Source organism: Trueperaceae bacterium, assembly GCA_036381595.1.
In the GTDB taxonomy this organism is placed as follows: domain Bacteria; phylum Deinococcota; class Deinococci; order Deinococcales; family Trueperaceae; genus DASVCN01.
In genome coordinates, this window is sequence record DASVCN010000019.1 from 36,690 (window position 1) to 60,205 (window position 23,516).

Annotated in this window: 22 protein-coding genes; 13 read left to right on the forward strand and 9 right to left on the reverse strand. The window is 67.5% G+C overall.

The genetic code is table 11. From position 1 onward, the window contains the following. Positions 1–3 precede the first annotated feature (3 nt). A complete protein-coding gene (locus tag VF168_04450; protein HEX7003418.1) occupies positions 4–759 on the reverse strand; it encodes a 2-phosphosulfolactate phosphatase in 756 nt (251 codons plus the stop codon). A 162-nt stretch (positions 760–921) separates the two neighbouring features. Here VF168_04450 and bshC point away from each other — a divergent pair, with 162 nt between their 5' ends. Then, positions 922–2,490, forward strand: a complete 1,569-nt coding sequence (bshC, locus tag VF168_04455) for a bacillithiol biosynthesis cysteine-adding enzyme BshC (protein ID HEX7003419.1) — start codon at positions 922–924, stop codon at positions 2,488–2,490. Positions 2,491–2,730: 240 nt separating this feature from the next. Beyond that, positions 2,731–3,354 carry a hypothetical protein gene (locus VF168_04460; GenBank protein ID HEX7003420.1) on the forward strand — a complete coding sequence of 208 codons (624 nt, stop codon included), beginning with the start codon at positions 2,731–2,733 and terminating at the stop codon, positions 3,352–3,354. A 33-nt stretch (positions 3,355–3,387) separates the two neighbouring features. Here the strand turns inward: VF168_04460 and guaB are convergent, their stop codons facing one another. Next, a complete protein-coding gene (gene guaB / locus VF168_04465) occupies positions 3,388–4,881 on the reverse strand; it encodes an IMP dehydrogenase (GenBank protein ID HEX7003421.1) in 1,494 nt (497 codons plus the stop codon). Between the two features lie 337 nt (positions 4,882–5,218). Here guaB and VF168_04470 point away from each other — a divergent pair, with 337 nt between their 5' ends. Continuing rightward, positions 5,219–5,659, forward strand: a complete 441-nt coding sequence (locus tag VF168_04470) for a VOC family protein (protein HEX7003422.1) — start codon at positions 5,219–5,221, stop codon at positions 5,657–5,659. A gap of 102 nt (positions 5,660–5,761) precedes the next feature. Here VF168_04470 and VF168_04475 read toward each other — a convergent pair whose 3' ends face one another. After that, positions 5,762–6,166, reverse strand: a complete 405-nt coding sequence (locus VF168_04475; GenBank protein HEX7003423.1) for a thioesterase family protein — start codon at positions 6,164–6,166, stop codon at positions 5,762–5,764. Between the two features lie 319 nt (positions 6,167–6,485). Here VF168_04475 and lysW point away from each other — a divergent pair, with 319 nt between their 5' ends. The 8 genes from lysW (at position 6,486) to VF168_04515 (ending at position 13,424) form a co-directional block, all read left to right on the forward strand. Further along, complete coding sequence (gene lysW, locus VF168_04480; GenBank protein HEX7003424.1) at positions 6,486–6,653, forward strand: lysine biosynthesis protein LysW; 168 nt, start codon at positions 6,486–6,488, stop codon at positions 6,651–6,653. After that, complete coding sequence (lysX, locus tag VF168_04485; protein HEX7003425.1) at positions 6,653–7,522, forward strand: lysine biosynthesis protein LysX; 870 nt, start codon at positions 6,653–6,655, stop codon at positions 7,520–7,522. The genes lysW and lysX overlap by 1 nt, the downstream gene beginning before the upstream one ends. A gap of 9 nt (positions 7,523–7,531) precedes the next feature. Then, positions 7,532–8,572 (forward strand): N-acetyl-gamma-glutamyl-phosphate reductase, encoded by a 1,041-nt coding sequence (gene argC, locus VF168_04490; GenBank protein ID HEX7003426.1) that lies wholly within the window; start codon positions 7,532–7,534, stop codon positions 8,570–8,572. 40 nt (positions 8,573–8,612) lie between these two features. Beyond that, positions 8,613–9,062 (forward strand): DinB family protein, encoded by a 450-nt coding sequence (locus VF168_04495; protein HEX7003427.1) that lies wholly within the window; start codon positions 8,613–8,615, stop codon positions 9,060–9,062. Position 9,063: 1 nt separating this feature from the next. Beyond that, entirely contained in the window at positions 9,064–10,260 is a 1,197-nt protein-coding gene (locus tag VF168_04500) for a crosslink repair DNA glycosylase YcaQ family protein (GenBank protein ID HEX7003428.1), read from the forward strand. Continuing rightward, the gene (locus VF168_04505; protein HEX7003429.1) at positions 10,257–11,060 is read left to right on the forward strand and encodes a [LysW]-aminoadipate kinase; all 804 of its coding nucleotides are present in this window, start codon (positions 10,257–10,259) and stop codon (positions 11,058–11,060) included. The genes VF168_04500 and VF168_04505 overlap by 4 nt, the downstream gene beginning before the upstream one ends. A 77-nt stretch (positions 11,061–11,137) precedes the next feature. Then, the gene (locus VF168_04510; protein HEX7003430.1) at positions 11,138–12,322 is read left to right on the forward strand and encodes an acetylornithine/succinylornithine family transaminase; all 1,185 of its coding nucleotides are present in this window, start codon (positions 11,138–11,140) and stop codon (positions 12,320–12,322) included. 16 nt (positions 12,323–12,338) lie between these two features. Next, positions 12,339–13,424 carry a [LysW]-lysine hydrolase gene (locus VF168_04515; protein HEX7003431.1) on the forward strand — a complete coding sequence of 362 codons (1,086 nt, stop codon included), beginning with the start codon at positions 12,339–12,341 and terminating at the stop codon, positions 13,422–13,424. On the opposite strand, the gene VF168_04520 is transcribed toward VF168_04515, so the two are convergent. Next, entirely contained in the window at positions 13,403–13,639 is a 237-nt protein-coding gene (locus VF168_04520) for a ferredoxin (protein HEX7003432.1), read from the reverse strand. The two genes, VF168_04515 and VF168_04520, sit on opposite strands and share 22 nt — an antisense overlap. Positions 13,640–13,808: 169 nt before the next feature. On the opposite strand from VF168_04520, the gene VF168_04525 reads away from it, so the two are divergent. Then, entirely contained in the window at positions 13,809–15,698 is a 1,890-nt protein-coding gene (locus tag VF168_04525) for a hypothetical protein (GenBank protein HEX7003433.1), read from the forward strand. Here VF168_04525 and VF168_04530 read toward each other — a convergent pair whose 3' ends face one another. The 4 genes from VF168_04530 to treS are packed head-to-tail and all read right to left on the reverse strand — an operon-like array spanning position 15,699 to position 19,460. Beyond that, positions 15,699–16,511, reverse strand: a complete 813-nt coding sequence (locus VF168_04530; protein HEX7003434.1) for a dockerin type I domain-containing protein — start codon at positions 16,509–16,511, stop codon at positions 15,699–15,701. After that, positions 16,508–17,035, reverse strand: a complete 528-nt coding sequence (locus tag VF168_04535) for a hypothetical protein (GenBank protein ID HEX7003435.1) — start codon at positions 17,033–17,035, stop codon at positions 16,508–16,510. Before VF168_04535 ends, VF168_04530 begins: the two co-directional genes overlap by 4 nt. Next, the gene (locus VF168_04540; GenBank protein HEX7003436.1) at positions 17,032–17,838 is read right to left on the reverse strand and encodes an Ig domain-containing protein; all 807 of its coding nucleotides are present in this window, start codon (positions 17,836–17,838) and stop codon (positions 17,032–17,034) included. The genes VF168_04535 and VF168_04540 overlap by 4 nt, the downstream gene beginning before the upstream one ends. Then, complete coding sequence (treS, locus tag VF168_04545; GenBank protein HEX7003437.1) at positions 17,835–19,460, reverse strand: maltose alpha-D-glucosyltransferase; 1,626 nt, start codon at positions 19,458–19,460, stop codon at positions 17,835–17,837. Before treS ends, VF168_04540 begins: the two co-directional genes overlap by 4 nt. A 181-nt stretch (positions 19,461–19,641) precedes the next feature. Here treS and VF168_04550 point away from each other — a divergent pair, with 181 nt between their 5' ends. Next, positions 19,642–23,004 (forward strand): alpha-amylase family glycosyl hydrolase, encoded by a 3,363-nt coding sequence (locus tag VF168_04550; GenBank protein HEX7003438.1) that lies wholly within the window; start codon positions 19,642–19,644, stop codon positions 23,002–23,004. Here VF168_04550 and ruvC read toward each other — a convergent pair. Further along, positions 22,952–23,485 (reverse strand): crossover junction endodeoxyribonuclease RuvC, encoded by a 534-nt coding sequence (gene ruvC, locus VF168_04555; protein HEX7003439.1) that lies wholly within the window; start codon positions 23,483–23,485, stop codon positions 22,952–22,954. The genes VF168_04550 and ruvC overlap by 53 nt on opposite strands. Positions 23,486–23,516: the final 31 nt, after the last annotated feature.

The window sequence follows — 23,516 nt, forward strand, 5'->3', positions numbered from 1 at the left end:
GCCTCAACCAGCGAGCGGAAGCGCTTCGAAGTGGTAGAGCGGCTTGTACTTGCCCTCTTCGACACCGCTGAGCCTGGGCACGTGCCGCGACTGGGAGATCGCGCTGGCCACCGCCAGGTCCTCTCCCAACTCCATCCTCCGCAGATCGCGGCCCGCTGCGGAGTGCCAGAGCGCCTCGATCGGATCGGGGAAGGCGCGGAGCAGACCAACTGCCAGTCGCGCAGCTCCCTCCAGTTCGACGTCGCCCGCGAGTTGGCCCATCTCCCTCGCGAGGAAGCCGATCTCGCCCGCGAGGAAGCCGGCTGCCATCGCGTCGTCCAGATCCTCCTGCCCCTGATGTCCGCAGCAGACGAGGCTCACGCGCTCGGCGCCGGAGTCGAGCACCGCCTGCGCGACGGCGCGAGCGTTGTAGAGCGAGCCCAAGAGCACCAGCGATGCGCCGGTGACCTGTGGCAGTGCCCGGGGACCGTTGTCCGAGACGAGGACCGCCTGGCGGCCGCCGAAGTCGTACTTCTGCAGCAGAGAGGGCGAGCTGGCGTGATTGAACCCTTCGGGCGGCACCCCGCCGCGCTCGCCCACGAGCAGGCGCCCGCCCTCCGCTGCCTGCCTTGCACCGCGGATCGAACCGCAGACGACGAGCCGCTCGAGCCCCTTGTCGAAGAGGAGCGGCGCGACCGTGGACAGCTTCAGCACGTCGATGAGCACGACCGACTCGCCCGCATATCCGTCTCTGGGGAGCAGATCGATCCTAACGCGCATTCGCCTTGGTTCTCGCCCGGGCACCCGGCCAGGCGGCGGATGGTTCGTCCGAGCAGCGTGTCGTCAGGTGAAAAATCGGTTCCGACACGAACTCGATTCTATCACGGCACAGCTGCCAGACAGGCGACCGGGGGTTCTCGTGGCTCACGGTAAGCTGACCCGGTGCCCGCCCACTCGCGCCCTCTAAGTGAGCGATATCTTGCCGGTGAGCTCGCACCCTTCTTCCAACTACCGCCGGGCGACCTCGACGCTGCCGTCTCCCGCCGGCTCGACCGGCCGAGGCAGGAGGTTGCCGCCGCCCTGCGGGCGGAGGCCGAGAGGCTGCGGGCGCCGCGCCAGGTCGAGGAAGCTCTCGATCGTCTCGCTCATCCCCGGAGCCGGGTAGTCGTTACCGGTCAACAACCGGGGCTTCTCGTCGGTCCCGCCTACACGCTCTCCAAGGCGCTCAGCGCCATCGCCCTCGCCCGGGAGCTCGATAGCGACGAGGCTCCCGTCGTCCCGGTTTTCTGGAACGCCTCGCAGGATCACGACACCGGCGAGGTAGACCACGCCTACCTGCTCGACGGCCAGGAGCAGTTGCAGCGCCTGGCGTTGGATCTTCCCGCCGCCGTCCCGTTCGGGCGGATCCCGTTCGAAGCGGAGTGGACGCTCCGGATCTGCCGGGGGCTCAAGGCCGTCGCTGGTCGGCCGGAGCATCTCGAGGAGGCGCTGAAGCTGGTGACGGGCGCCGCGACATCTGCACAGAGCTACGCCGACTTCTGCTCCGCCCTGCTGTACGCACTGCTGGGAGAGCAGGGTCTGGTGATACTCGACCCCACCCGGCCCGGGGTTGCACCGTTCTTCTGCGGGGTGCTGGAGCGCGAGCTCCAATCGCCGCTCGCTTCGACGGTGGCAATAAACGAAGCGGGGGAGAGGCTTAGGGGAGTGGGACTCGAGCCCCAACTCGGACGCGGGCGGGAGGCCACCAACCTGTTCATCGAGGAGGAGACGGACGGCCTGCCGCGCCGGGAGCTGCTGAGGTTCGACGGCAAGGAGTTCCGTACTTCGCACCGCTCCTACGAGCGGAACGAGCTCGCGGCGATCATCCGCGAACAGCCTGGACGGGTCACTCCCGCGGCCGGGCTCCGGCCCGTCACGCAGGACGCGGTGCTGCCGACCGCCGCGTTCGTGGTTGGCCCCGGAGAACTGGCCTACCTGGCCCAACTGCGTGGCGTGTACGAGCTTCACGACGTGGAGATGCCGCTCGTCTGGCCCCGCGCCTCGGTCGTCGTCCTGGAGCCGCCCGTGAAACGGATCCTTGGCCGGTACGGTCTCGCTTACGACGAATATGCCACTGCCCCGGAAGAGGTGCTCCGCCGCGTGCTCCTCGAACTGACCGGTCACGCCGAGTCGTTCGAGGCTGCGCTCGAACGACTGGCCGCCGAGATAGAGTCACTCAACAGGCACGTGGCGGCGATCGACCCTACTCTCGAGGGAACCGTTGAACGGAGCCGTATGCGGTTGGAACGGACCATCGAACTGCTGCGCGAGAAGACCGCCGGCGCCCTGATGCGTCGTGACGGAACGACCCGCCGTCAGTTCTCGCGGCTGGAGGCGCACCTGTTCCCGGCTGGACGACCGCAGGAGCGAGTGCTCAGCCCGTTCTCTTTCTTCCTCAAGTTCGGATCGGGACCGATGATGGAGCTATACCGTACCGTTGGTGCATCCGGGGAGCACGAACTCGCACCCTGAGACGGCTTCCGCCGGCGCGGATCCAGTCCCGCTCACGCCCCCTCCGGCTCGGGCGCCTTCGGATCGAGCCCGGTCCGGTTCGCACGCCGTTCGGATCGCGCCGGGTCGGCGCACGCCCTGTCCGATTCACGCCATCTCCGGCACATCCCGCCCGAGCAGTCCAGGTCGGATTAGGGACGCCTAAACGGGCTGTACGATAGTTCGGATGGAGCGCGAAGACGCCCATGCTAATGTGATGCGATGAACGATCGCGTCGCGGAAGCCGGAAGTGCGGCTCTGACGCACGAAGAAGCGATCCAGGTGCTGAGCCTGAGCCCCGATGGCCTCAGGCGGCTGGCCGACCTGGACGAGGCGATCATGGAGTTGCGGGCAGCTCGCCGCTCGCTCCTGGCGAACAGGTTGGAGAGCTTGAAGGACGCCTTCGCGGCGGCCCGGAACGGACGCTCTGACGACGGAGGTGCTCCGAGCAGCAGCGAGGATCCGGCTCCCGGTTCGCCAGAAGCGCGGTCGAACCACGACCCGCTCCAGCCGCTACCCGATGCAACGGCGGGCAGTCGAGTACAAGAGGAAGAGCCGCTGTTCTCCGGCCACGCTGGCTGGCGCAGGGCCAGTGAGAACCCTGAAGGTGGTCCGGTTGCCCCGTTCGGAAAGCCTGCCGGAGCCAACGGCGCTTTCGAGCCGGTCGCTTCGAGCGGCGAGGCAGGGGCGAGCGCTTCTCTGCGAATCGATATCGATCTGCTGCGAAACGAGGTCGCCGAACTGCGCCGCGAACTCGCTTCGCTGAGGGTGCCGGGTCACGACCTGGAGCAGATCCAGAGGCGCCTCAGCTATCTCGAGGCGGAGATCGAGAGCAGACACCTCTAGTAAGGTAATCAGTTGGTCAGGTAATCAGGCGCTTCACTTCCTCGACAGAGAGTAGTTGGGCGCGTCGTTGGTGATGATCACGTCGTGCGGGTGGGACTCGAGCAGACTCGCCTGGGTGATGGTCACGAACTGGCCGCGCTCCTTGAGAGTGGCCACGTCGGCCGCTCCGCAGTAGCCCATCGCGCTCCTGAGCCCGCCCACCATCTGGTACAGGACATCGGCGGCAGGACCCTTATAGGCGACTATCCCTTCGATGCCTTCGGGGACCAGCTTCTTCGCCTCCTCCTGGAAGTAGCGGTCGGCGCTGCCGCCCGCCATGGCCCCCAGGCTGCCCATACCGCGGTACGTCTTGTAACGGCGTCCGTCGCGGAGGATCTCCTCGCCCGGCGATTCGCTGGTGCCGGCCAGCATGGAACCGATCATTATGCTGTCGGCGCCCGCGGCCAGCGCCTTGGGTAGGTCCCCGGTCTGCTTGATGCCGCCGTCGGCGACGATCGGAACGTCGGTCCCATCGAGCTCGGCGGCGATCTCGAGGATGGCGCTCAGCTGAGGTATGCCGACCCCCGTGACCACCCTGGTCGTGCAGATCGCTCCCGGCCCGATGCCGACCTTCACCGCGTCGGCTCCCCGTTCGACCATGGCGCGCGCGGCCTCGGCCGTTCCGATGTTGCCTGCCACCACGTCCACCGTGAAGCTCGCCTTGAGGTAGCCCAAGGCGTCGAGGATCCCCTGCGAGTGACCGTGAGCGCTGTCGAGCACCAAAGCGTCCACGCCCGCCTCGACCAGGGCGGCGGCCCGCGCCTCCAGATCGCCGCTGGCGCCCACAGCCGCAGCCACCCGCAAGCGGCCCAGCTCATCCTTGGCCGCGTCCGGGTAGGCCAGCTTCTTGGTGATGTCCTTGATCGTTATCAGCCCGCGCAGGTGGAACCCTTCGTCCACCACCAGCAGCTTCTCGATGCGATGGCGTCGCAGATGCTCCCTGGCCTCCTCGAGGGTGGTGCCCACCGGCACCGTGATGAGGCCTTCGTGCGTCATCAGCTCTTCCACCGGCCGGCCCGGGTCGTCCTCGAAACGCAGATCGCGATTGGTCAGGATGCCGGCCAGCCTGCCGTCGGCCTCGACGATCGGCACGCCGCTGATGCGGTAGTCCCGCATCAGTTTCTCTGCGTCCCCTACGGTCGCGTCCCTGGGCAGGGTTATCGGATCGACGATCATGCCCGACTCGGAGCGCTTGACCTTCCGCACCATCTCGGCCTGGTCGGCGATTGCCATCTTCTTGTGGATGACACCGATCCCGCCCGCTCTCGCCAGGGCTATCGCCATCCGCGTTTCGGTGACCGTGTCCATGGCCGACGAGACGATCGGGACGTTCAGCCCGACATTGCGGCTGAAGCGACTGCGTACGTCTACGTCCCTCGGCAAAACTTCGGAGTGAGCCGGCACGAGCAGGACGTCGTCGTAGGTGAGGGCCTGACCCCGGATCTTGTCGCTGCGGATGCCTTGCCGCCGTACCGTTTCGACGCTCATCTTCCACCTCTGGTCTCTGCTGTGTCGCGGTCGCGTGATCGGCTCGGCTGGCCGCCTCCCCTGCGGCCGCCGCAGCCGGCCCCGCCTCCGGCGCTCGCCTGAGCGGCCCGCCCTTGTGCCGACCGGGTCCGTCGTAGCGGGTCCCCGCGACGTCGCGATTATAGCCCGGGGTTTTCCGGCGCCTCGTCGGCGAGTTCGATCGGAGCGCGCCGCGAACGGAACTGAGCGCTAGCTGAAGAACAGGGACCGGCTCCTGATACCGGCCAGCCGGCGGCGTCGCCCAGGGAGAGCCGCACCCTCCAGGCACGACCTTCCATACCTCCTCCTATACTCCGGCATGATGATCAAACGATTGGACCATGTCAGCGTCGTCGTCGAGGACCTCGCAGCGGCGACCGCCTTCTTCGGCGCGCTCGGTATGACACGGGAGGGCGAGGCGTCCGTCGAGGGCCCCTGGGTTGACCGCGTCAACGGTATTGAGGGCGTCCGGGTCGACATCGTGATGATGCGGACGCCGGACGGCCACGGGCGGCTCGAGTTGACGAAGTTCCACGATCCTGAGCTGGTCGAGTTACGACCCGCGGTCGCGCCTCCGAACGCACTTGGCCTCCGCAGCGTCATGTTCGCCGTCGATAGCGTCGACGACGCCGTAGCTCGCCTACGCGCCCACGGCGGCGAACTCATCGGCGAGATAGCCCAGTACGAGGATGAGTACCGGCTCTGCTACATGCGCGGCCCGGCGGGGATCATCGTCTCGCTGGCCGAGGAACTCTCCTGAAGCGTCGGTCATCTGGGGGCGCGAATCTTCCTGGGCAGGGGAACTGGCCATAAGGACGTTACGGCATCGGTGGGACCGACGACGGCCCCAGGGCGGGAGGGATCACTTCCTCTCGCCGCCTACCAACCCCAGCAGTCGGTCCAGCCACTCCTCGGGGAGTCTCATAGCCCGGCCCCGGCGATCGGTTGGCACGTGCACCGTCGACCCGGTCGCCAACAGCGCCGAGTCCTCCGTTCTCGTCAGGCGGTAGCTGAAGCGGAAGCGTCTGCTGCGGGCCTCGACGAGGGTGGTCTCCACCTCGATCTCGTCGTCGAAGCGGGCGGCCGTGCGGTAGCCGACCTCCACCCCGCTCACGGCGAGGGACACCCCCTCGTCCTCGAGCTGCCGGTAGGAGAGGCCGCGTTCGCGTAGCCACTCCACCCGGCCGGCTTCCAGCCATACGACGTAGGCGCTGTGGTGGGCGATACCCATCTGGTCTGTTTCTGCGAAGCGAACGCGGAGTCTCACGCGGACGAGCATAACTCCCAGGCGGACGAGCATGGACTCCGAAGTCAGGAGGGAGCCGGCCTTTCGAATCGAAGGCGACGCGCCGACAAGGACGACATCTCGAGTGCCGGTCGGAGGCTCACCTTCGCATCCACTGTCGGGCCGACAGATGACCTACGAAAGAACAACGACGCTCGTCCAGGACGTTGTTCGCCAGGAGTTGACAGGGGCCGGAGCTGGCCATACCATGCGATCTTGCGCACGGCCCTCGTTCGGCAGAGCGGGACCCGGCAGCTTAGTAATCGAAAGGGCCGAGGGCCCGGAAGCGGAAGGAACCAGAGTGCCACGACCAGTAGATACACCGTATGGAAGCGTAGACGTAGATCCGGCTGCCCTCGAACTGGGCGAACTGGTGGTGACCGACGAAGGAGTGGAGCTCGAGGTAGTGGGTCTCCATCCCCTCCGCTTCGAGCCCGCTCCCGAGGAGGAAGAGGACTGGGGCGAGTGATGCCGGTAGCCGAAGGTCCTCGTATCGGCGTCGTCTACGACCGGTTGCGCCCCGAGGAGCGGATGCTCTTCGATGCCTTCGACAGGCGGGGCGTACCGTTCGAGAAGCTCTACGCCCCCGAGCTGTCCGTGGACTTCGGTCGCCTCGACCGGCTCGGCGGTTTCGACGTGCTCATCGAGCGATCGGTGTCGCAGACGCGTGGCCTCGCATTGGCGCGGCTCTTCGAAGCCACCGGTGCGACCGTCATCAACCCGCCGGCCGTCATCGAGCGATGCGGCGACAAGCTGGCCACCAACGCAGCACTGGCCGCTCAGCGAGTGCCGGTGCCTCGCTCGGGAGTGGCTTTCAGCCGTGAGGGTGTGCTCGAGTTGTGCGAGAGCTTCGGTTACCCGGTGGTGATGAAGCCGACGGTGGGCTCGTGGGGTCGGTTGGTGAGCAGGCTTTCGGACCGAGACGCCGTGGAGGCCGTGCTCGAGCACAAGGAGGTGCTGGGCGGGCCCAACCACAAGGTTCACTACGTCCAGGAGTACGTGAGCAAGCCGGGGCGCGACATCCGGGCGTTCGTGGTGGGGGAGAGGGTCATCGCGGCCATCTACCGTAACTCCGAGCACTGGATCACCAACACCGCCCGCGGTGCCGTAGCGACCAACTGTCCGCTCCACCGGGAGCTGGAGGAGATAAGCCTCGCCGCCGCGCGAGCCGTCGGCGGCGGCGTGCTGGCCGTCGACCTGGTCGAGTCGAGCCGCGGCCTTCTGGTGGTCGAGGTGAACCACACGATGGAGTTCCGCAATTCGGTTGCCACCACGGGAGTGGACATCCCCGGAGTGATCGTCGATTACGCCGTCGCACGCAGCGGCGTGAGCGTCTGAAGCAGAGAATTGACCGAGAAGATCAGAGTCGCCATAGTAGGCGCCTCCGGCTACGCCGGCGGCGAGTTCCTGCGTCTCGCGCTGGGCCACCCTCAATTGGAGGTGGTGCAGGCGACGAGCGAGCGGAACGCGGGGCTCCCTGTTCCGCTGGTACACCCGAACCTGCGCGGGTTCACCTCGCTGCGCTTCAGCTCGGTCAACGATCTGGAGGAGGCGGACCTGCTGGTGCTGGGGTTGCCGCATGGTGAAACGGCGGCCCGCTTCGACGAGTTCGCTGCCCTCGCCCCCCGCATCATCGACCTCTCGGCCGAGTTCCGGCTACGCGACCCGGGCGCCTATCTGAAGCATTACGGCAAGGAGCACCCGCGGCCCGAGTTGCTGGAGGAGTTCGTGTACGGCAACCCCGAGCTGCACCGGGAGGAGCTGAAGGGGGCCAGCCGCATAGCCGGGGCCGGCTGCCTGGCCACCGCTACCATCCTGGCGCTGCGGCCGCTCCTGAGAGCCGGTTTGGCGGCCAGGAGCGACATCATCGCCGAAGGGAAGGTTGGTTCCTCCGCAGCCGGCAACCGCGCCGGCGCGTCATCGCACCACCCGGAACGGATGGGGGTGGTACGCACCTATTCGGCTACCGGCCACCGTCATCAGGCGGAGATTGCCCAGGAGCTGGGCGGAGGAGCCGAGGTCCACCTGACCGCCACCGCCGTCGAACGGATCCGCGGCATTCTCGTCACCGCCCACGTCTTCCTGCCCGACGGCACCAGCGACCGGGATGTGCTCGGCGCCTTCCGCGATGCGTACGACGAGGAGCCGTTCGTGCGCCTGGTGCTTGCGCGGAAGGGGATCCACCGGGTACCGGACCCCAAGATCCTCGACGGGACGAACTTCTGCGACATCGGTTTCGAGCTCGACAACGAGAGCGGCCGGGTGGTGGTGATGAGCGCCCTCGACAATCTGGTCAAGGGCACGGCCGGTCACGCCCTGCAGTCGCTCAACATCGCGATGGGCTGGGACGAGCGCATGGGGCTCGGCTTCACCGGCCTGCACCCCTGAGGCAACCGTGGTCGCGCCGGGAGGCAAGCTAGAATGCCCCATGTCTCGACTGCCTCGACTTCTCTTCGGAAGGGGCGTATTCGCTCCGGTCCACCACATCCTCGAGGAGTTACCGTTCGAAAAGGTCGGCGATCGGCCTTCGGGGATGCCGCACAGCATCTTCGAGGAGTTGTGGCACCTCGACTACTGGCAGAGGTACCTGCTGGCCCGGGCTCGAGGCGAAAGGCCCAGCGACGGTGAGGAGTGGCCGCCGTCGGCTCAACCGGCAGACACCGACGCCTGGAGCGAGTTGTTGGAGAGGATCCGCCTGGGCCTCGACGAGGCCGCCGGGATGGCCGCCGACGCCGAGGTCATGGACCGGGAAGTGAGCGACGGGGGAACCGTCCGGGGAGCGATGGAGGATCTGGTGGCGCACAACAGCTACCACTGGGCCAGAGTGGTCGCGCTCCGCCAGCTGATGGGCCTCTGGCCACCGCACGGGATCGGCTGAGGTGCAGCCGCTCGAGTGGAGCCGGGCCCAGGCCCGGCGCTTTCTTGCCACCTACCACTTCACCCGTGGGAGCCTCGGGGAGGTGCTCGCGAGGCTCGGCAGCATCCAGTTCGACCCCCTCAGACCGCTGGGCTGCAACCACGACCTGGTGCTACAGGCGCGCGTGCCGGGCTACCGGGTGGACGACTGGCAGCAGGCCGCCTACGGGGAACGGCTCCTCTACGACGCGTGGGACAAGCAGGCCTGCCTCGTTCCGCCCGGCGACTGGCCTTACCGGACCATCTACCGCGACTACTTCGAGCGTGCCTGGCAGAAGCGGATCCTGGGCCCCTACGCCAGCGAGGTGGAGCGAACTCTCGAAGAGCTCTCCCGGCGCGGGCCCCTCTCCTCGCTCGACTTCGAGGACCAGACGCGAGTGGACGAGTGGGCCGGCTCCTGGTACGGGCCCAAGCTGGTCAAGCAGATACTGAGAGCCCTCTGGGATTCTGGCCACGTGGTCACCCACCACCGGGTGAACGGCCGCCACGTCTACGCGCTGCCAACCCAGGTGATCCCCGAGGAGCACCTGTGCGCCCGCCCCGCGACCCGTCGCGAGAGTCTCCGCTTCGTGATCACCAGGCGTCACCAGACGGCCGGGCTGCTACGCGACTTCGCCGACGGGGGGCTGTGGGGCGACCAGGTGAGGACTCCGGAGCGCAGGGAGACGATCGCGGAGCTCGTTGCCGAAGGCGTTCTCACGACCGTGGACGTCGAGGGCGACCGTTACCACCTGCGGTCCGAGGATCTGCGCTGGCTCGACCTCGAGCCGCCCGAGCCGCGGATGGTCTTCGTGGCTCCACTCGACAGCATCATGTGGGACCGGACCGCGGTATCGCGACTCTTCGGCTTCGACTACGTGTGGGAGGTGTACAAGCCCGAGAGCGAGAGGCGCTGGGGTTACTACGTGCTTCCCGTCTTCTACCGAGACAGGTTCGTGGCGCGGATGGAGGCGAAGGTCGAGGGCGGCAGCCTGCGGATCGAACGGTGGTGGTGGGAGGAAGGGGTCGAGGTGAGCGGGCAGCTGCTGGAGGCGTTCGCGGTCGCCGCGCGGGAGTTCAGCGGCTACCTTGGCGCGGGCGAGGTGAAGCTGGGCAGGCGCATGGCGATCGCCACCAGGAAAGGCCTCGCCGAGGCGCTGCTAGGCAGGGTGGATCCGTGATCGTGGTCAAGGTGGGCGGCAGTGCCGGCATCGACTACGAGCCGCTGTGCCGCGACGTGGCGGCCCGGGTAGGCGCGGGCGAGCGCCTGGTCCTCGTCCATGGAGGCAGCGCCGAGACCAACCGGGTCGCCGAGGCGCTCGGGCACCCGCCGCGCTTCGTAACCAGCCCCAGCGGGTATACCAGCCGCTTCACCGATCGGGAGACGCTGGAGATATTCGAGATGGTCTACTGCGGCAAGGTGAACAAGGCGCTTGTGGAGCGTCTTCAGGCGCTGGGCGTGAACGCTGTGGGGCTCTCCGGCATCGATGGGCGGGTCTTCGAGGGACGCCGCAAGGAGACGGTCCGGAGCATCGAGGAGGGTAAGACGAAGCTCCTGCGGGGCGACCACACCGGGACGGTGGAGAGGGTCAACGTCGGGCTCATCGAGCTGCTCCTCGATGCCGGCTACCTGCCCGTGCTCACTCCGCCCGGCATCTCGTTCGACGGCGTCGCCGTGAACGTCGACGGCGACCGGGCGGCTGCCGCGCTGGCGGGGGCCCTGGAGGCCGACGTGCTGCTGCTCCTCTCCAACGTCCCAGGGCTCCTCCGTGACTTCCCGGACGAGTCCACCCTCATCCGCGAGGTGCCGGCAGGGCGGGTGGAGGAGTACCTCGACTTCGCGCGGGACCGCATGAAGAAGAAGGTGTTGGGGGCCGCGGAGGCTGTGCGTGCTGGCGTCTCGCGCGTCATCTTCGCCGACGCGCGCGTGCAGGAGCCGATCACGCGGGCGCTCGCCGGGGAGGGCACGGTGGTCGCATGAGGCGAGCAGGATGGCGCGAGGGCCCAAGAGTGCCGCTCGCAGTAGCTGATCAGGAACGGGAAAGAGAAGGAGAAGTGATGCCCCAGACAGGAACGAAGACAGAGGCGATACTCGAGATCGACAGGCTGCACGGGTCGGGCCTCTGGCAACCCGAGCTGGCCCTGGTGCGGGGCGAGGGCGTGCGCGTCTGGGACGCCGAGGGCAAGGAGTACCTCGACTGTCTCGCCGGCATCGCGGTAGCAAGCGTTGGCCACGCCAATCCCCGCCTCGTCAGGGCCCTCTCGGAGCAGGCCGGCAAGCTCATAGCCTTCGCCCAGAATATCGGCAACGACACCCGGAGCGCCTTCCTCGAGAAGCTCTTCCGGTTCGTGCCAAAGCCGTACTCCCGTGCCTTCATGGCCAACTCCGGTTCCGAGGTGAACGAGGCCGCCATCAAGTGGGCCAGGGTCGCGACAGGCAGGAGTCGCTTCGTCGCCGCCAAGCGGGGCTTCTCGGGACGCACCCTGGGGGTCCTGGGCCTCACCTGGGAACCGAAGTACCGGGAACCGTTCGGCCCGCTGCCGCTCCCCGTCGACCACGTGCCCTACAACAACATCGAGGCGCTGGACCAGGCGATCGGTGACGACACCGCGGCGGTGTTCATCGAACCCGTTCAGGGCGAAGGCGGGATCCACCCGGCCAGCGGCGAGTATCTCGAAGCCGCCCGCCGCTTGAGCCGCGAGCGCGGGGCGCTGCTCGTCTTCGACGAGATCCAGAGCGGGGTGGGGCGGAGCGGCAAGTTCCTCGCCAGCGAACTGTACGGGGTCGAGGGCGACATGGCGACCCTCGCCAAGGGACTGGGCGGCGGCGTGCCTATCGGCGCCCTGCTCATGACCGAGGAGGTGGCGGGGAAGATGCCCGCCGGCGGACACGGCACCACCTTCGGAGGCAACCCGTTGGCGTCGGCAGCCGGCCTTGCCGTTCTCGAGGAGATCGAAACGCGCGGTCTGCTCGAGCAGGTGAGTCGAACGGGGGAGTACTTCCGGCAGAGGCTCGAAGCGATCGGTTCACCCAAGGTGCGCGAGGTCCGCGGCCTCGGCCTGCTCATCGGCATGGAACTGAAGGAGAAGGCAGCCCCCTACGTCTCGAAGCTCAGGGAGGCCGGCGTCCTCACGATCAACGCCGGGTCGACAGTCATCCGCTTCGTTCCGCCCCTCATCATCGAGGAGCCCGAGGTAGACGAGGTCGTCGAGCGAGTGGCGCAGGTACTCTCGGAGGGGTGAGGTAGCAACCGAAGCGATCGATCCCCTGGCTCTGCTGCGCGCGGCGCTGGAGATACCCAGCCCGTCGGGCAGGGAGGGCGAGGTTGCCCGGTACCTGGTCTCGCGGATGGCCGAGTTCGCCGACGAGTCGTTCGTGGACGGTGCGGGAAACGCGGTCTGTCGGCTGGGCCGCGGGCCCCTGAAGGTGACCTTCCTGGGTCACATCGATACCGTTCCGGGCGAGATACCGGTGAGGGAGGAAGCGGGACGACTCTACGGGCGGGGCGCCGTCGACGCCAAGGGGCCTTTCTGCACCGCCGTCGCGGCCGCATCACGGCTAGGCGACGAAGTTCTCGCGGCGCTCACGCTCACCCTCATCGGCGCCACCGAGGAGGAGGCGCCCACCTCGAAGGGAGCGCGGCACGCCCTGGCGGCCTACCCCGCGCCAAACCTGCTCATCATCGGAGAGCCGAGCGGTTGGGACGCGGTAACGGTCGGGTACAAGGGCAGACTCGTGGTCGAGGCGCTCGTGCGGAAGGGGAACCACCACTCGGCCGGCAGCGAGAGGACCGCCGGCGAGGAGGCGGTGGCGATCTGGAACCGGCTCGAGGCCTGGGCGGCGCATCGGAACCGGGAGCGCGACGGGATCTTCGATCAGGTGCAGGCGACCCTGCAATCGATCGCCACCGAGGCCGACGGTTTGGAGCAACGCTGCGCGATGACGGTGGGTTTCCGGCTTCCGCCTTGGCTCCCCCCGGCCGCCGCGCGAGGCGAACTCGCGAAACAGCTGAACGGCGTCGAGCACTCCTTCGCGGGCGCCGAGGAGCCGTTCCGGGGACCCCGCGACACCCCGCTCACCCGCGTGTTCCGCGTCGCCATCAGGGAGTCGGGCGGCTCGCCGCGGCTCAAGGTGAAGACCGGCACCTCCGACATGAACGTGGTGGCGCCGGTCTGGCAGGTGCCTGTCCTGGCCTACGGACCGGGGGACAGCGCGCTCGACCACACCCCGGACGAGCACGTCGAGACAGCCGAACTGACGAGAGCGGTCGACGTCCTCAGCCGCGTTTTCGAGTCGCTGGCGATCCGCGCCTCAGTAGACGTTCAGAGGCCCGACAACTCGTAATTCTTCTGGATGTACGACTCCCACTCGGCGGGCACGTCCTCCTCGGGGAAGATCGCGCTCACCGGACATGCCGGCACGCAGGCGCCACAGTCGATGCACTCCTCCGGGTGGATGTAGAGCTGGTCGTCGGCTTCGTAGATGCACTCCACGGGGCACACGTCGACGCAGGACCGATCCTTGGTGCCGATGCATGGCTCCGCGATTATGTGGGGCATTCTTCCTCCTTCGCGCTGTTCGGGCCGAGCGCGATATGTGGGGTCGGGCTAGCAGCCGGGCCGGCCGACCGAGCGGAAAATCCGACAGCCGTTGGGTCCCGCTTGCATGAGAATGGTATCACGTGCGGCCCAGGGAAAATCGCCCTCGGCACTGGCAGGGTGAGAGACGATGCTCAAGCTGGAACATGTCGCGCTGGAGCTCTTCGAATTCAAGGTCGAGGAGGTGCGCGCTCGCCGCAGAGTACGCGGCGGACTGTCGGGTGTTTGGGAGCTGTACCATCATCTCCAGCGCCACCTGGCCCTGCTCGATCCCGAGGAGCGACGCCGACTCGAGCTCGCCGAACGTACCCTCAGGCGCGTCAGTGAAACCGGCCAGCGGCAGACGGCCGAGGTCGCCGATTTCTCCGAACTCACCCTCGCGGGCGACGGCGAAACGGAAGAAGCGCTCGACCCGGAAGTAGTCACCACCACCGCGATAGCAGCACCAGGCACGCCCGAAGCGGCCGAGCAGGCAGCCCTGCAGCGACTCGCCGGCAAGGTATGGCGCTACGACCTCAACCGCTTCATCAGGCGGCTGGCAAGCGGCCTGCGGGCCGAGCGCGACCGCAACACCGCCCGGCTGCTCTACGCCGCCCACCGCAACCTCCATGCCTACGCGAGTTCGGAAGCGTGTCGCGGCGACGCGCATCTGCAGCGGTTCGAGGTGAGCGAGGCCATCCCCAGCCACGATGATCCCTTCTTCTCCTCCACCGACGTCGACAGCTTGGGTGAACTGGTCCGCGAAACGATCGATTGCGCCCTGCGGCTCGCCGATCCACATGGACCGTTCCGGCAGCTGGGGGTTCGCCCGGGGGATGAACTCGAGACGCTCCACAACCTGGTACGCAAGGTTGCCGCCGACCCGTACGCGGGCCGCAGCGGCCTCCTGGAGCAGAAGGGACCCTCGGCACAGCAGCTGCGGGTGGCCATCCAGGAGCTGGGCAAGGAGCAGATGCGCGACGAGGAACGGCTCGCCCAGCGCCGGCAGCTCGAGGAGCGGCTGCAGCGGGTGCTCGCCTTCGAGCGGCACCAACGGCAGGTCTTCCACCAGGACGTGGACCGCTTCACCTCTCTCGCCGACGCCTTCTTCGAGCGCCTCTCCCGCTACCTGCCACGCTCGGTAGGTGGCGAAGCCGGCGCGCCTCGACTACCGGGCGGGGTCCTGTTCGCCATCAATCCCGCGCTCAGGGTCGAGAACGTAGAGCCTCACGTGTCGTCGGCGACGATCCGCTTGAAGGGTCCCACCCGCTTGAAGGTGGGGGGCCTCGAGGTCTCGGTATCGGGCAACGGCAGCGGCCAGAAGCTCTACGTTCGGGGCGAGGAGCACCCCCTGGCCGACGAGCTGGCGATATCGTGCGAACGCAAGTGGCTCCACGCCTTCCGCGAGGGCGACTACCTGCACTTCAAGGTCGAGGACGAAGGCCGCTCGATCGCGGCGCGGGTCGCCGAGGCGGCGATAGTGCTACAGGTCCTCTCCTCGCCGCACCCGGACGACCTGATCGGGGTGATGAGGGCGCTGGCCAACAGGACCGTCGGTGAGACGAGCGAGCTGGTGCGGGGGACTGTCGATGCCCTCGCCAGTCTCACCGCCAAGGCCCCGGACCGTGCCGCGGCGATCAAAGGCTTCCTCCAGGGAGCAGCGCGCGCCGCCAGAGTACTTCTCAGTGACGAGGCTATCGACGAGCTGGCCACCGGACTGCACCGGGCGATGAAGGTGGATCCGAGCGAGCTCAACGAACTGCTCGACGAGATCGACCTGGGCGAGATGTCGGTCCACACGCTCACCGGCCAACCCCTCGCCATCGAGGTGGCGAGTTTCAGCCTGACGGTTCGCCAGTACCGGAGCAGCGGCGTCGGCATCAACGAGAGCCTGGTGGTGATGCTGCCGGGCCAGACGCTGGGGACTTTCGATGAGTACCTGATCGAACCGCTGGGCGACGGGCTCCTGGTGTGCGTAAAGGGAGAGCAGGAGCTGGTGGTCGGTTACGCTCCGGCGGTCAAGTCCGTCGGCTCGAGCTGATCATTCACCGCTGCCGCCTGGCTGTGCCGGCGCTCCGTCCGTCCCCTCCGGCTCCTGATCCGCCGTACCACCGGGATCTTGTGCCGGCGCTCCTTCCGTCTGGTCCGGCTCCTCATCCGCTGCACCACCGGGAACTTCGGCCGGCGCCGGGTCACGATCTTCCTCGGCCCCCGCTCCCTCCGGCTCCTCAGCGACCGGTCGGGGCTCGGTGAACGTGTAGTTCTCACGCAGCAGGGCGACGTCGTCGGCATCCACCTCGCCGTCGCCATCCAAGTCCGCGGCCAGGTTCACTCCCTCCTGTCCGTACGCCCGGCCCAGCGCGGCGAGATCCCGGATGTCGACGTCGCCGTCGCCATCGAGGTCCCCTCCGGCGCTCGCCAGAGCCCTGGCGAGCGCCTCGAGGTCGGCTTCGGTGGGTGCGGCGGGGGAGTCCGACGAGAGGGCCGGGTCCATCACGCCCGAATCGGCGGCCGGCACTCCGATCAGCAGACCCAGTTCGTGCAGCAGCGCCTGAGGGAACTCCTCGATCGTCGCGGGGTTCAGCCAGACCTCGAAGCCCTCCTCCCCCTCACGAACGAGTGTGGCGCTCACCAGGTCCGGTCCCATCAGTTCCGGCTCCGCGAAGCTGAAGACGGTAGCTGCGCCGGGCTCCTCCTCGAGTTCCGCCCCCTCCGCGGCCTCGTTCCAGGCGGCGGCAGCCTCGGCCAGACGAGCGCTCAGATCGATCGGCCCGCCGCTCCCCTCGACCCTGTAAGACTGAGCGGACGCGCACGCTCCCAGGCCCAGGATCAGTGCGAGCAGGTGCCGCTTCACGGCCGGTCCTCCAGCTCGGCTTCGATGGCGCCCAGGATCAGGTCGATCTCTACCCGGGGGCCGTCCGCGACGAGCCGGCCATCTTCGTCCACGCTCAGCCTGCGCCCTCGCGCGTCGCGCAGCTCGCCGTCGTCAACCCGCCACAGCCCCTGATCGAAGCCGACGATGGGGGAGATGTACGGCTCGTCGTAGGCGAGTACGAGGACTTCTTCGCCCACCTCGAAGGCGGGCATCAGGCTCACCCTAAGCGCTTCGCCGGCCAGCTCGCCGCCCAGGAAGGCGAGCTCCCGCCTGGCCGCTTCCCCCTCTGCTGCCAGCTGCCGTTCGACGGCGAACTCGACGATCGTCCACGGCTCACCTAGCCGCTCCTCGACGGTCACCGAGGCGACCGTGCCGAAGAAAGCCACCTCGGCACGCTCGAGGATCTCCGCGAGCGAAAGCTCCCGGTAGGTGGTAGCCAGCGCCGTCCCGGCCGCGAGCAGCGTCAGCAGCAGCGTCACCAGCAGCCGACGACCAGGCGTCATCGGTCACCCTCCCGGCTCTCGCCGGGCACGCCCTCGGCGTTATCCGCCGACTCCTGCTCCTGCTCGTCGGCGCTCACGGGTTCTGCCATCTCATCCCCCTGACCTTCTGCGCCCCCCTGGTAGTGGCTGGCGCCGGAATCGTCGAAGAAGAGTGCCTCGACGGAGGGATGCAGTACGGCGGCACCTTTCGGTACGAGGGTGAACTGCACGAGGGTCAGTTCGTCGTTCCACGGATCGCCCAGCGCCGCCATCTCGATGTGGAGCCGCCCGGGCTCCGCCTGCCAGACCAGGGCCGCGCCGGCGGCGACCGGAGCGACCGACTCCTCGAGCAGCTCGAAATTCGCCCCGTCCCACTCGAAATCGCCGGTGAACGCCCGCAACCGGGTGGCGTTCTCGACCTGGAGCCGCACGACGACCGGGGTCCGGATCTCCGTCTGCGGGGCGATGACGCTCAGTCTCGGCGGCGGGCGCTCGACTACTTCCAGCGAATAGTCCTGGAATGTGCGTGAGAGGTTGGCGTCGGTGACGGTGATGGTGAAGTCGAAGTTGCCGGCCTCCGTCGGTACCCCTTCGATCACGCCCGCTTCCAACTCGAGACCTGGCGGCAGCTCGCCCTCCTGCAGCAGGTAGGTGAACGGCCGCAAACCGCCCACGGCTCGGATCTGCGCCTCGTACCGCTCCCCCAGGTAGGCCCGCGGCAAGCTGTCGCCGAAGATCCTCAGCGCCTCGCCGGGCGTCTCGATCTCGCCGGCGCACGACGCCAGCAGCAGGAGGCCGGCCAGGGCGAGACGAGGGAGCCTCACTGGACCCCCAACCAGATGTAGTCGTACGGCTCGAGTACCACTCGCACTTCGGCGGAGGCCCTTCCGAACGGCTGGTGGGTGAAGAGGTCGACGAGTTGCCTGCCCTCCCACTGGCCCATGTCGAGTTCAGCCCGCTGGACGTCCCCGGAGAGGTTGTGCACCGCCAGGACCACGTCATCACCGTACACGTTGAGGAACGGCAGGATCGCTTCGTTCTCGGGCTGCAGCAGGCAGAAAGTGCCGCTGCCGAGCGCCGGGTGCTGCTGCCGGGTCTTTATCAGGTGCCGCGTCCAGTTGAGGAGGCTGTCGGGATCCTGCTCCTGGTCGGCGACGTTGACGACCTGGTAACCGTACCTCTCGTCCTCGATGAGGGGCGAGTAGAGCTTGAGCGCTTCGCTGAAGCCGGCGTTCTCGCCGCTGTGCCACTGCATCGGGGTACGGACGCCGTTGCGGTCATCGAGGTAGATGTTGTCGCCCATGCCGATCTCGTCGCCGTAGTAGATGATCGGGGTGCCGGGCAGCGTCATGAGCATCGAGTTCATGAGCCTGATCTTGCGAACGTCCCCACCCATCAACGGCGCGAGCCGCCGGCGGATGCCCACGTTTATCCGCATCCGCGGCTCCGGAGCGTAGGCCTCGTACATGAAGGCGCGCTTGTCCTCGGTGACCATCTCCAGCGTTAGCTCGTCGTGGTTCCGCAGGAACACCACCCACTGGCAGGTGTCGGGGATGTGCGGCGTGTGCTCGAGGATCCAGGCGATGCTCGACCGGTTCCCCTCGGCAACCGCCTTGAATAGCCGGGGCATCACCGGGAAGTGGAAGAGCAGCGGCAGCTCGTCGTTGCCCTCGCCGAAGTAGGGGATGGTGTCCTCGGGCCACTGGTTCACCTCGCCCAGCAGGAACGCCCCCGGCCTGATCCCGTCGATGAAGGTCCGCAGCTCCTTGAGGAAGGCGTGCGTCTCGTGGATGTTCTCGTTGTTGGTTCCCTCCCGTTCGAACAGGTAGGGGATGGCGTCGAGGCGGAATCCGTCGATCCCGAGCTCGAGCCAGAAGCGCACGGCTCGCTTCATCTCTTCACGGACCTCGGGATTGTCGTAGTTGAGGTCGGGTTGATGGCTGAAGAAGCGGTGCCAGTAGTACTGGCCGCGTACCTGATCGAAGCTCCAGTTGGACGTCTCGGTATCGGTGAAGATGATCCGGGTCCCGCTGTACTCCTCGGGATCGTCTGTCCACACGTACCAGTCGCTCTTCGGGTTGTCCCGGCCCTTGCGCGACTCCTGGAACCAGGGGTGATCGCTGGAGGTGTGGTTGAGGACGAGGTCGGTGATCACCCGCAGATTGCGGGCGTGGGCTTCTCGAACCAGCGTCCGGAAGTCGTCGAGGATCCCGTAGTGCTCGTGGATGTCGTAGTAGTCGGTGACGTCGTAACCGTCGTCGCGCAGCGGCGAAGGGCTTATCGGCAGCAGCCAGATGACGTCCACGCCCAGACTGGTTATGTAGTCGAGCTTCTGGGTGACCCCGGCAAGGTCGCCGTGGCCGTCGCCGTTGGAGTCGCGATAGGCACGGACGTAGAGCTCGTACAGAACAGCGCTCTTGAACCAGTTGGTATCGGTCTCAGTCATCGCACTCCTGCCATAACGCCAAGACAGCGCGGGCGCCCACGGAATTGTACTAGAGTCTCACATGGCCGCCAGCCCTCATCGGAGATGCCGTGTCAGCTTATGGAATTGTGCGGCGCGTCGGGCTTCCCTGTCAGTAGATGATGACCGTTGCGTATCGGCTTCCCAATCGAGCGGGGCGAAGATGCCGCTCCTCCTAGCGTTCATGGGGCCGCTCAGGGTGGCGGGCGCCGCCCGCGAGCTCCATCTGAGCCTCGACGCCAGGCGCCGCTACGGAGCCGAGGAGGCCCTGTTCGGCGTGCGCGGGCGAGTTCTCTTCGCCGACCTCGACGCGGCGAAGCGCCTGGCCGAGCGGATGAACGAGGCGCGGGACGCCAGACGCTATCCGGAACTGGCCGTCAAGGCGGGCGAGCTGTACGCCGCCGGTCTCATCCACGAGCTCCAGCACCTGCTCATCCAGGTCGACAGGGAGCGTGACGGGAGACCTTTGGTGGAGCGCCTGGAGCGGGCGGAGGAGGAGCCGGAGGGCGAACTCGACGGCCTGCTGGCCGCCTTCGTCGCCGCATTCCCGACCGTCGCGGTGGCCAGCGGCAAGGTCGCCGGTGAGGAGTACCTGGTTGGCGAGACCGATGGGATACCCAACCGCGAGGTAGTGCTCGAGGAGATGCTGCTGCTCTGGCTGGCGAATCGGAACCCGGCTCTGGAGCGGCTCAAGGAGCTGTTCGACGACGGGGTGTTGCGCGCGCGGCAGGCAGCCTACGAGAGGTTCGCCGGTCTCGCCCGGCGATCGCTCTGGCCCGGCGCAAGCGGACAGGAGCCGGGCGCCAGCCGACAGGAGCCGGGTGTCTCCCTGCTGGAACTGCTGGAGGGGCCCATGAACGCCAGCCCCACCTCCCTCGAGGGCCAGCTCGAATACATCCGCCGCAACTGGGCGCCACTCCTTGGGGAACGCATGGCGGCGCTCCTCGACCGGTTGCTCCTCACCCTCGACGTCATGGCCGAGGAGCGCAAGACCGGCCTCCCCGGACCCGCCGGCGACGCCCCGGTGCTCACGATCGGAGACCTGCGAGGGCCCCGCGGGCGCGAGGAGTACGAGGCGTTCAGCCCGGATGCCGAGTGGATGCCCCGCGTCGTCCTGCTGGCCAAAAGCACCTACGTGTGGCTCGACCAGCTCTCCCGGCGCTACGAGCGTCACATCGCCACACTCGACGCGATCCCGGACGAGGAACTCGACGAGATCGCCGCCCGGGGCTTCACCGGACTCTGGCTCATCGGACTGTGGGAGCGGAGCGAGGCCTCCAGGCGGATAAAGCACCTGCGGGGCCAGGAGGACGCCGTCGCCTCGGCTTACGCCCTCTACGACTACACGATCGCCGAGGACCTGGGAGGCGAGCGGGCCTACCGTGACCTGTTCGAACGGGCGCGGAAGCGTGGCATCCGCCTTGCCAGCGACATGGTGCCGAACCATGTCGGGATAGACGGCCGCTGGGTGATCGAGCACCCCGACTGGTTCGTGCAGCTCGACCACTCCCCCTACCCGGGCTACTCCTTCACCGGTCCCGACCTCTCCTCCGACGAGCGGGTCTCGATCTTGCTCGAGGACCACTACTACGACAGCAGCGACGCCGCCGTGGTCTTCAAGCGGGTAGAGAGGAGCAGCGGCGAGGAGCGTTTCATCTATCACGGCAACGACGGCACCGCCATGCCGTGGAACGACACCGCCCAGCTCGACTACCTGAAGTCCGAGGTTCGCGAGGCGGTCATCCACACGATCGTCGAGGTGGCCAAGCGCTTCCCGATCATCCGTTTCGACGCCGCCATGACGCTGGCCAAGCAGCACGTGCAGCGCCTCTGGTACCCGGAGCCGGGAAGTGGCGGCGCCATCCCCTCGCGGGCGCAGTACGGTTCGATGCCGGCCGATGAGTTCGAGCGGGCGATGCCGAACGAGTTCTGGCGCGAGGTGGTCGATAGGGTGGCCAGGGAGGCGCCCGACACCCTGCTGCTGGCAGAAGCGTTCTGGATGCTGGAGGGCTACTTCGTCAGGACGCTGGGGATGCACCGGGTCTACAACAGCGCCTTCATGAACATGCTCAAGCGGGAGGCCAACGCCGAGTTCCGCGAGTTGGTGAAGAACGTCGTCGAGTTCGACCCGCAGGTGCTGGGCCGGTTCGTCAACTTCATGAACAACCCCGACGAGGACACCGCGGTTGCCCAGTTCGGCAAGGATGACAAGTACTTCGGCGTGTGCACGCTCATGTGCACGATGCCTGGGTTGCCGATGTTCGGCCATGGACAGATCGAGGGGTACGAGGAGAAGTACGGGATGGAGTTCCGTCGCGCGCGCCGTCAGGAGGAGCCCGACCCCTGGCTGGTGGAGCGTCACCGCCGCGAGATCTTCCCGCTGCTGCACCGCCGCTGGCAGTTCTCCGGGGTCGACAACTTCCGCTTCCTCGATTTCGTCGACGAGGGGGGCCGAGTCGTCGAGGACGTCATCGCCTACTCCAACCGGGCTGGCGACCAGGCCTCGCTGGTGCTCTTCCACAATCGCTACGCCGAGGTGACGGGGCGGCTGCGTGGACCCGAGCTGTTCGAGGGCCTGGGACTTACCGGCGGCGAACGGCTCTTCACGGTGTTCCGAGACTTCGGCAGCGGCCTGGAGCACCTGATCTCCTCCCGGCAACTCCGCGAGCACGGCTTAGAGGCGCACCTGGAGGCGTTCCAGTACCGCGTTCTGCTGGACTTCCGCGAAGCGACCGACAGCGAGGCGGAGCCGTACGCCGAACTGGCGAGGGAGTTGTCGGGCAGAGGAGTGCCGAGCGTCGAGGAAGCCCTGCGCGATCTGCGCCTGCGTCCCCTGTTCGAGGTGTTCGCCGACCTTCTGGACACGCCGCTGAACGAGTCCGAGGCGCTGCTCGCCTCGTACCGCGACCTCCTCGAGGCGTTACCCGGGTTCGGTTACGTGCCGCCACCCGACGCCGAGGAGCGGTTCGTCGAACTCCTCCACGCCATCGACTCCCACCTGGCCGCCGGGAAAGCGACGGCGACCGCGCTTCGCGAGATCGAGACCGCGCTGATCGCCTGGATGGCGCTCGAACCGTTGGACGATTCGGTCTACCAGCGCTTGCGGCTCGAGCAGGAGATCGCCGCCGGGAACCACTCGCAGGCCGAGCCGTTCGATTCGAACCTGTACGCCGAGGTCGTACCCCTGATGCTTTCTTACTCACGACTGGCCTCGGAGCCTGTCACGGCGGCAGAGCTGCTCGGCAGGCTGCTCGAGGACGAGCGGGTGACCACGCTGCTGAGGGTCAACACCTACGAGGGGCGGGAGTACTACAACCGGGAGGCGTACCGGCTTCTGACCGAGGCTGTCGCTCTGGCCGGTTCGGTGCTCCAACTCGCATCGGAAGGGGTGTCCGAGGGCCTGACGGACCTGCTGAACGACCTGCGCGAGGTCGAGGAGCGGAGCGGCTACCGCCTCGAAGGTTTGCGGAGTCCTAGCGGGGTGGGAGCGTCAGGGCCTTCAGGCGGCGGGCGCTCAGGTGGGTGAGGGCTAGAGCCAAGGCGTCGGCGACGTGGTGGCTGGTCATGCGCGCAGCGGCGTCGGCAGGCAGTTCGAGCAGTCCGCGGACCATGTAGGAGACCTGCTCCTTAGAGGCGCGGCCGCTGCCCACCAGCGCCTGTTTAACCTCCATCGGGCCGTACTCGAAGACCTCGACCCCGTTGCGGTCGGCGGCGAGCAGGACCACGCCCAAAGCCTGGCCGACCTTGAACGCCGTCTCCTTCTGCTGGTGGAAGTACTGCCCCTCTACCGCCAGCGCGTCGGGCTTGTGGAGCGCGAGGAACTCGCTCACCTCGTCGTAGATCTGGGCAAGCCGGTCGGTCTGACGGCTTCTGCTCCTGGTCGTCACCAGCCTGGCGCCCAGCCAGCGGGTCCGCTTGCCCTCCTCACGCACCGCGCCCAGGCCCAGGTTGGCAAGGCCCGGGTCGAGCCCGACCACGGTGATGGGGGATCGCTCCGCTTCGTGCACTGAGGCACTGTAACAAGCTGCCGGCGCCGCC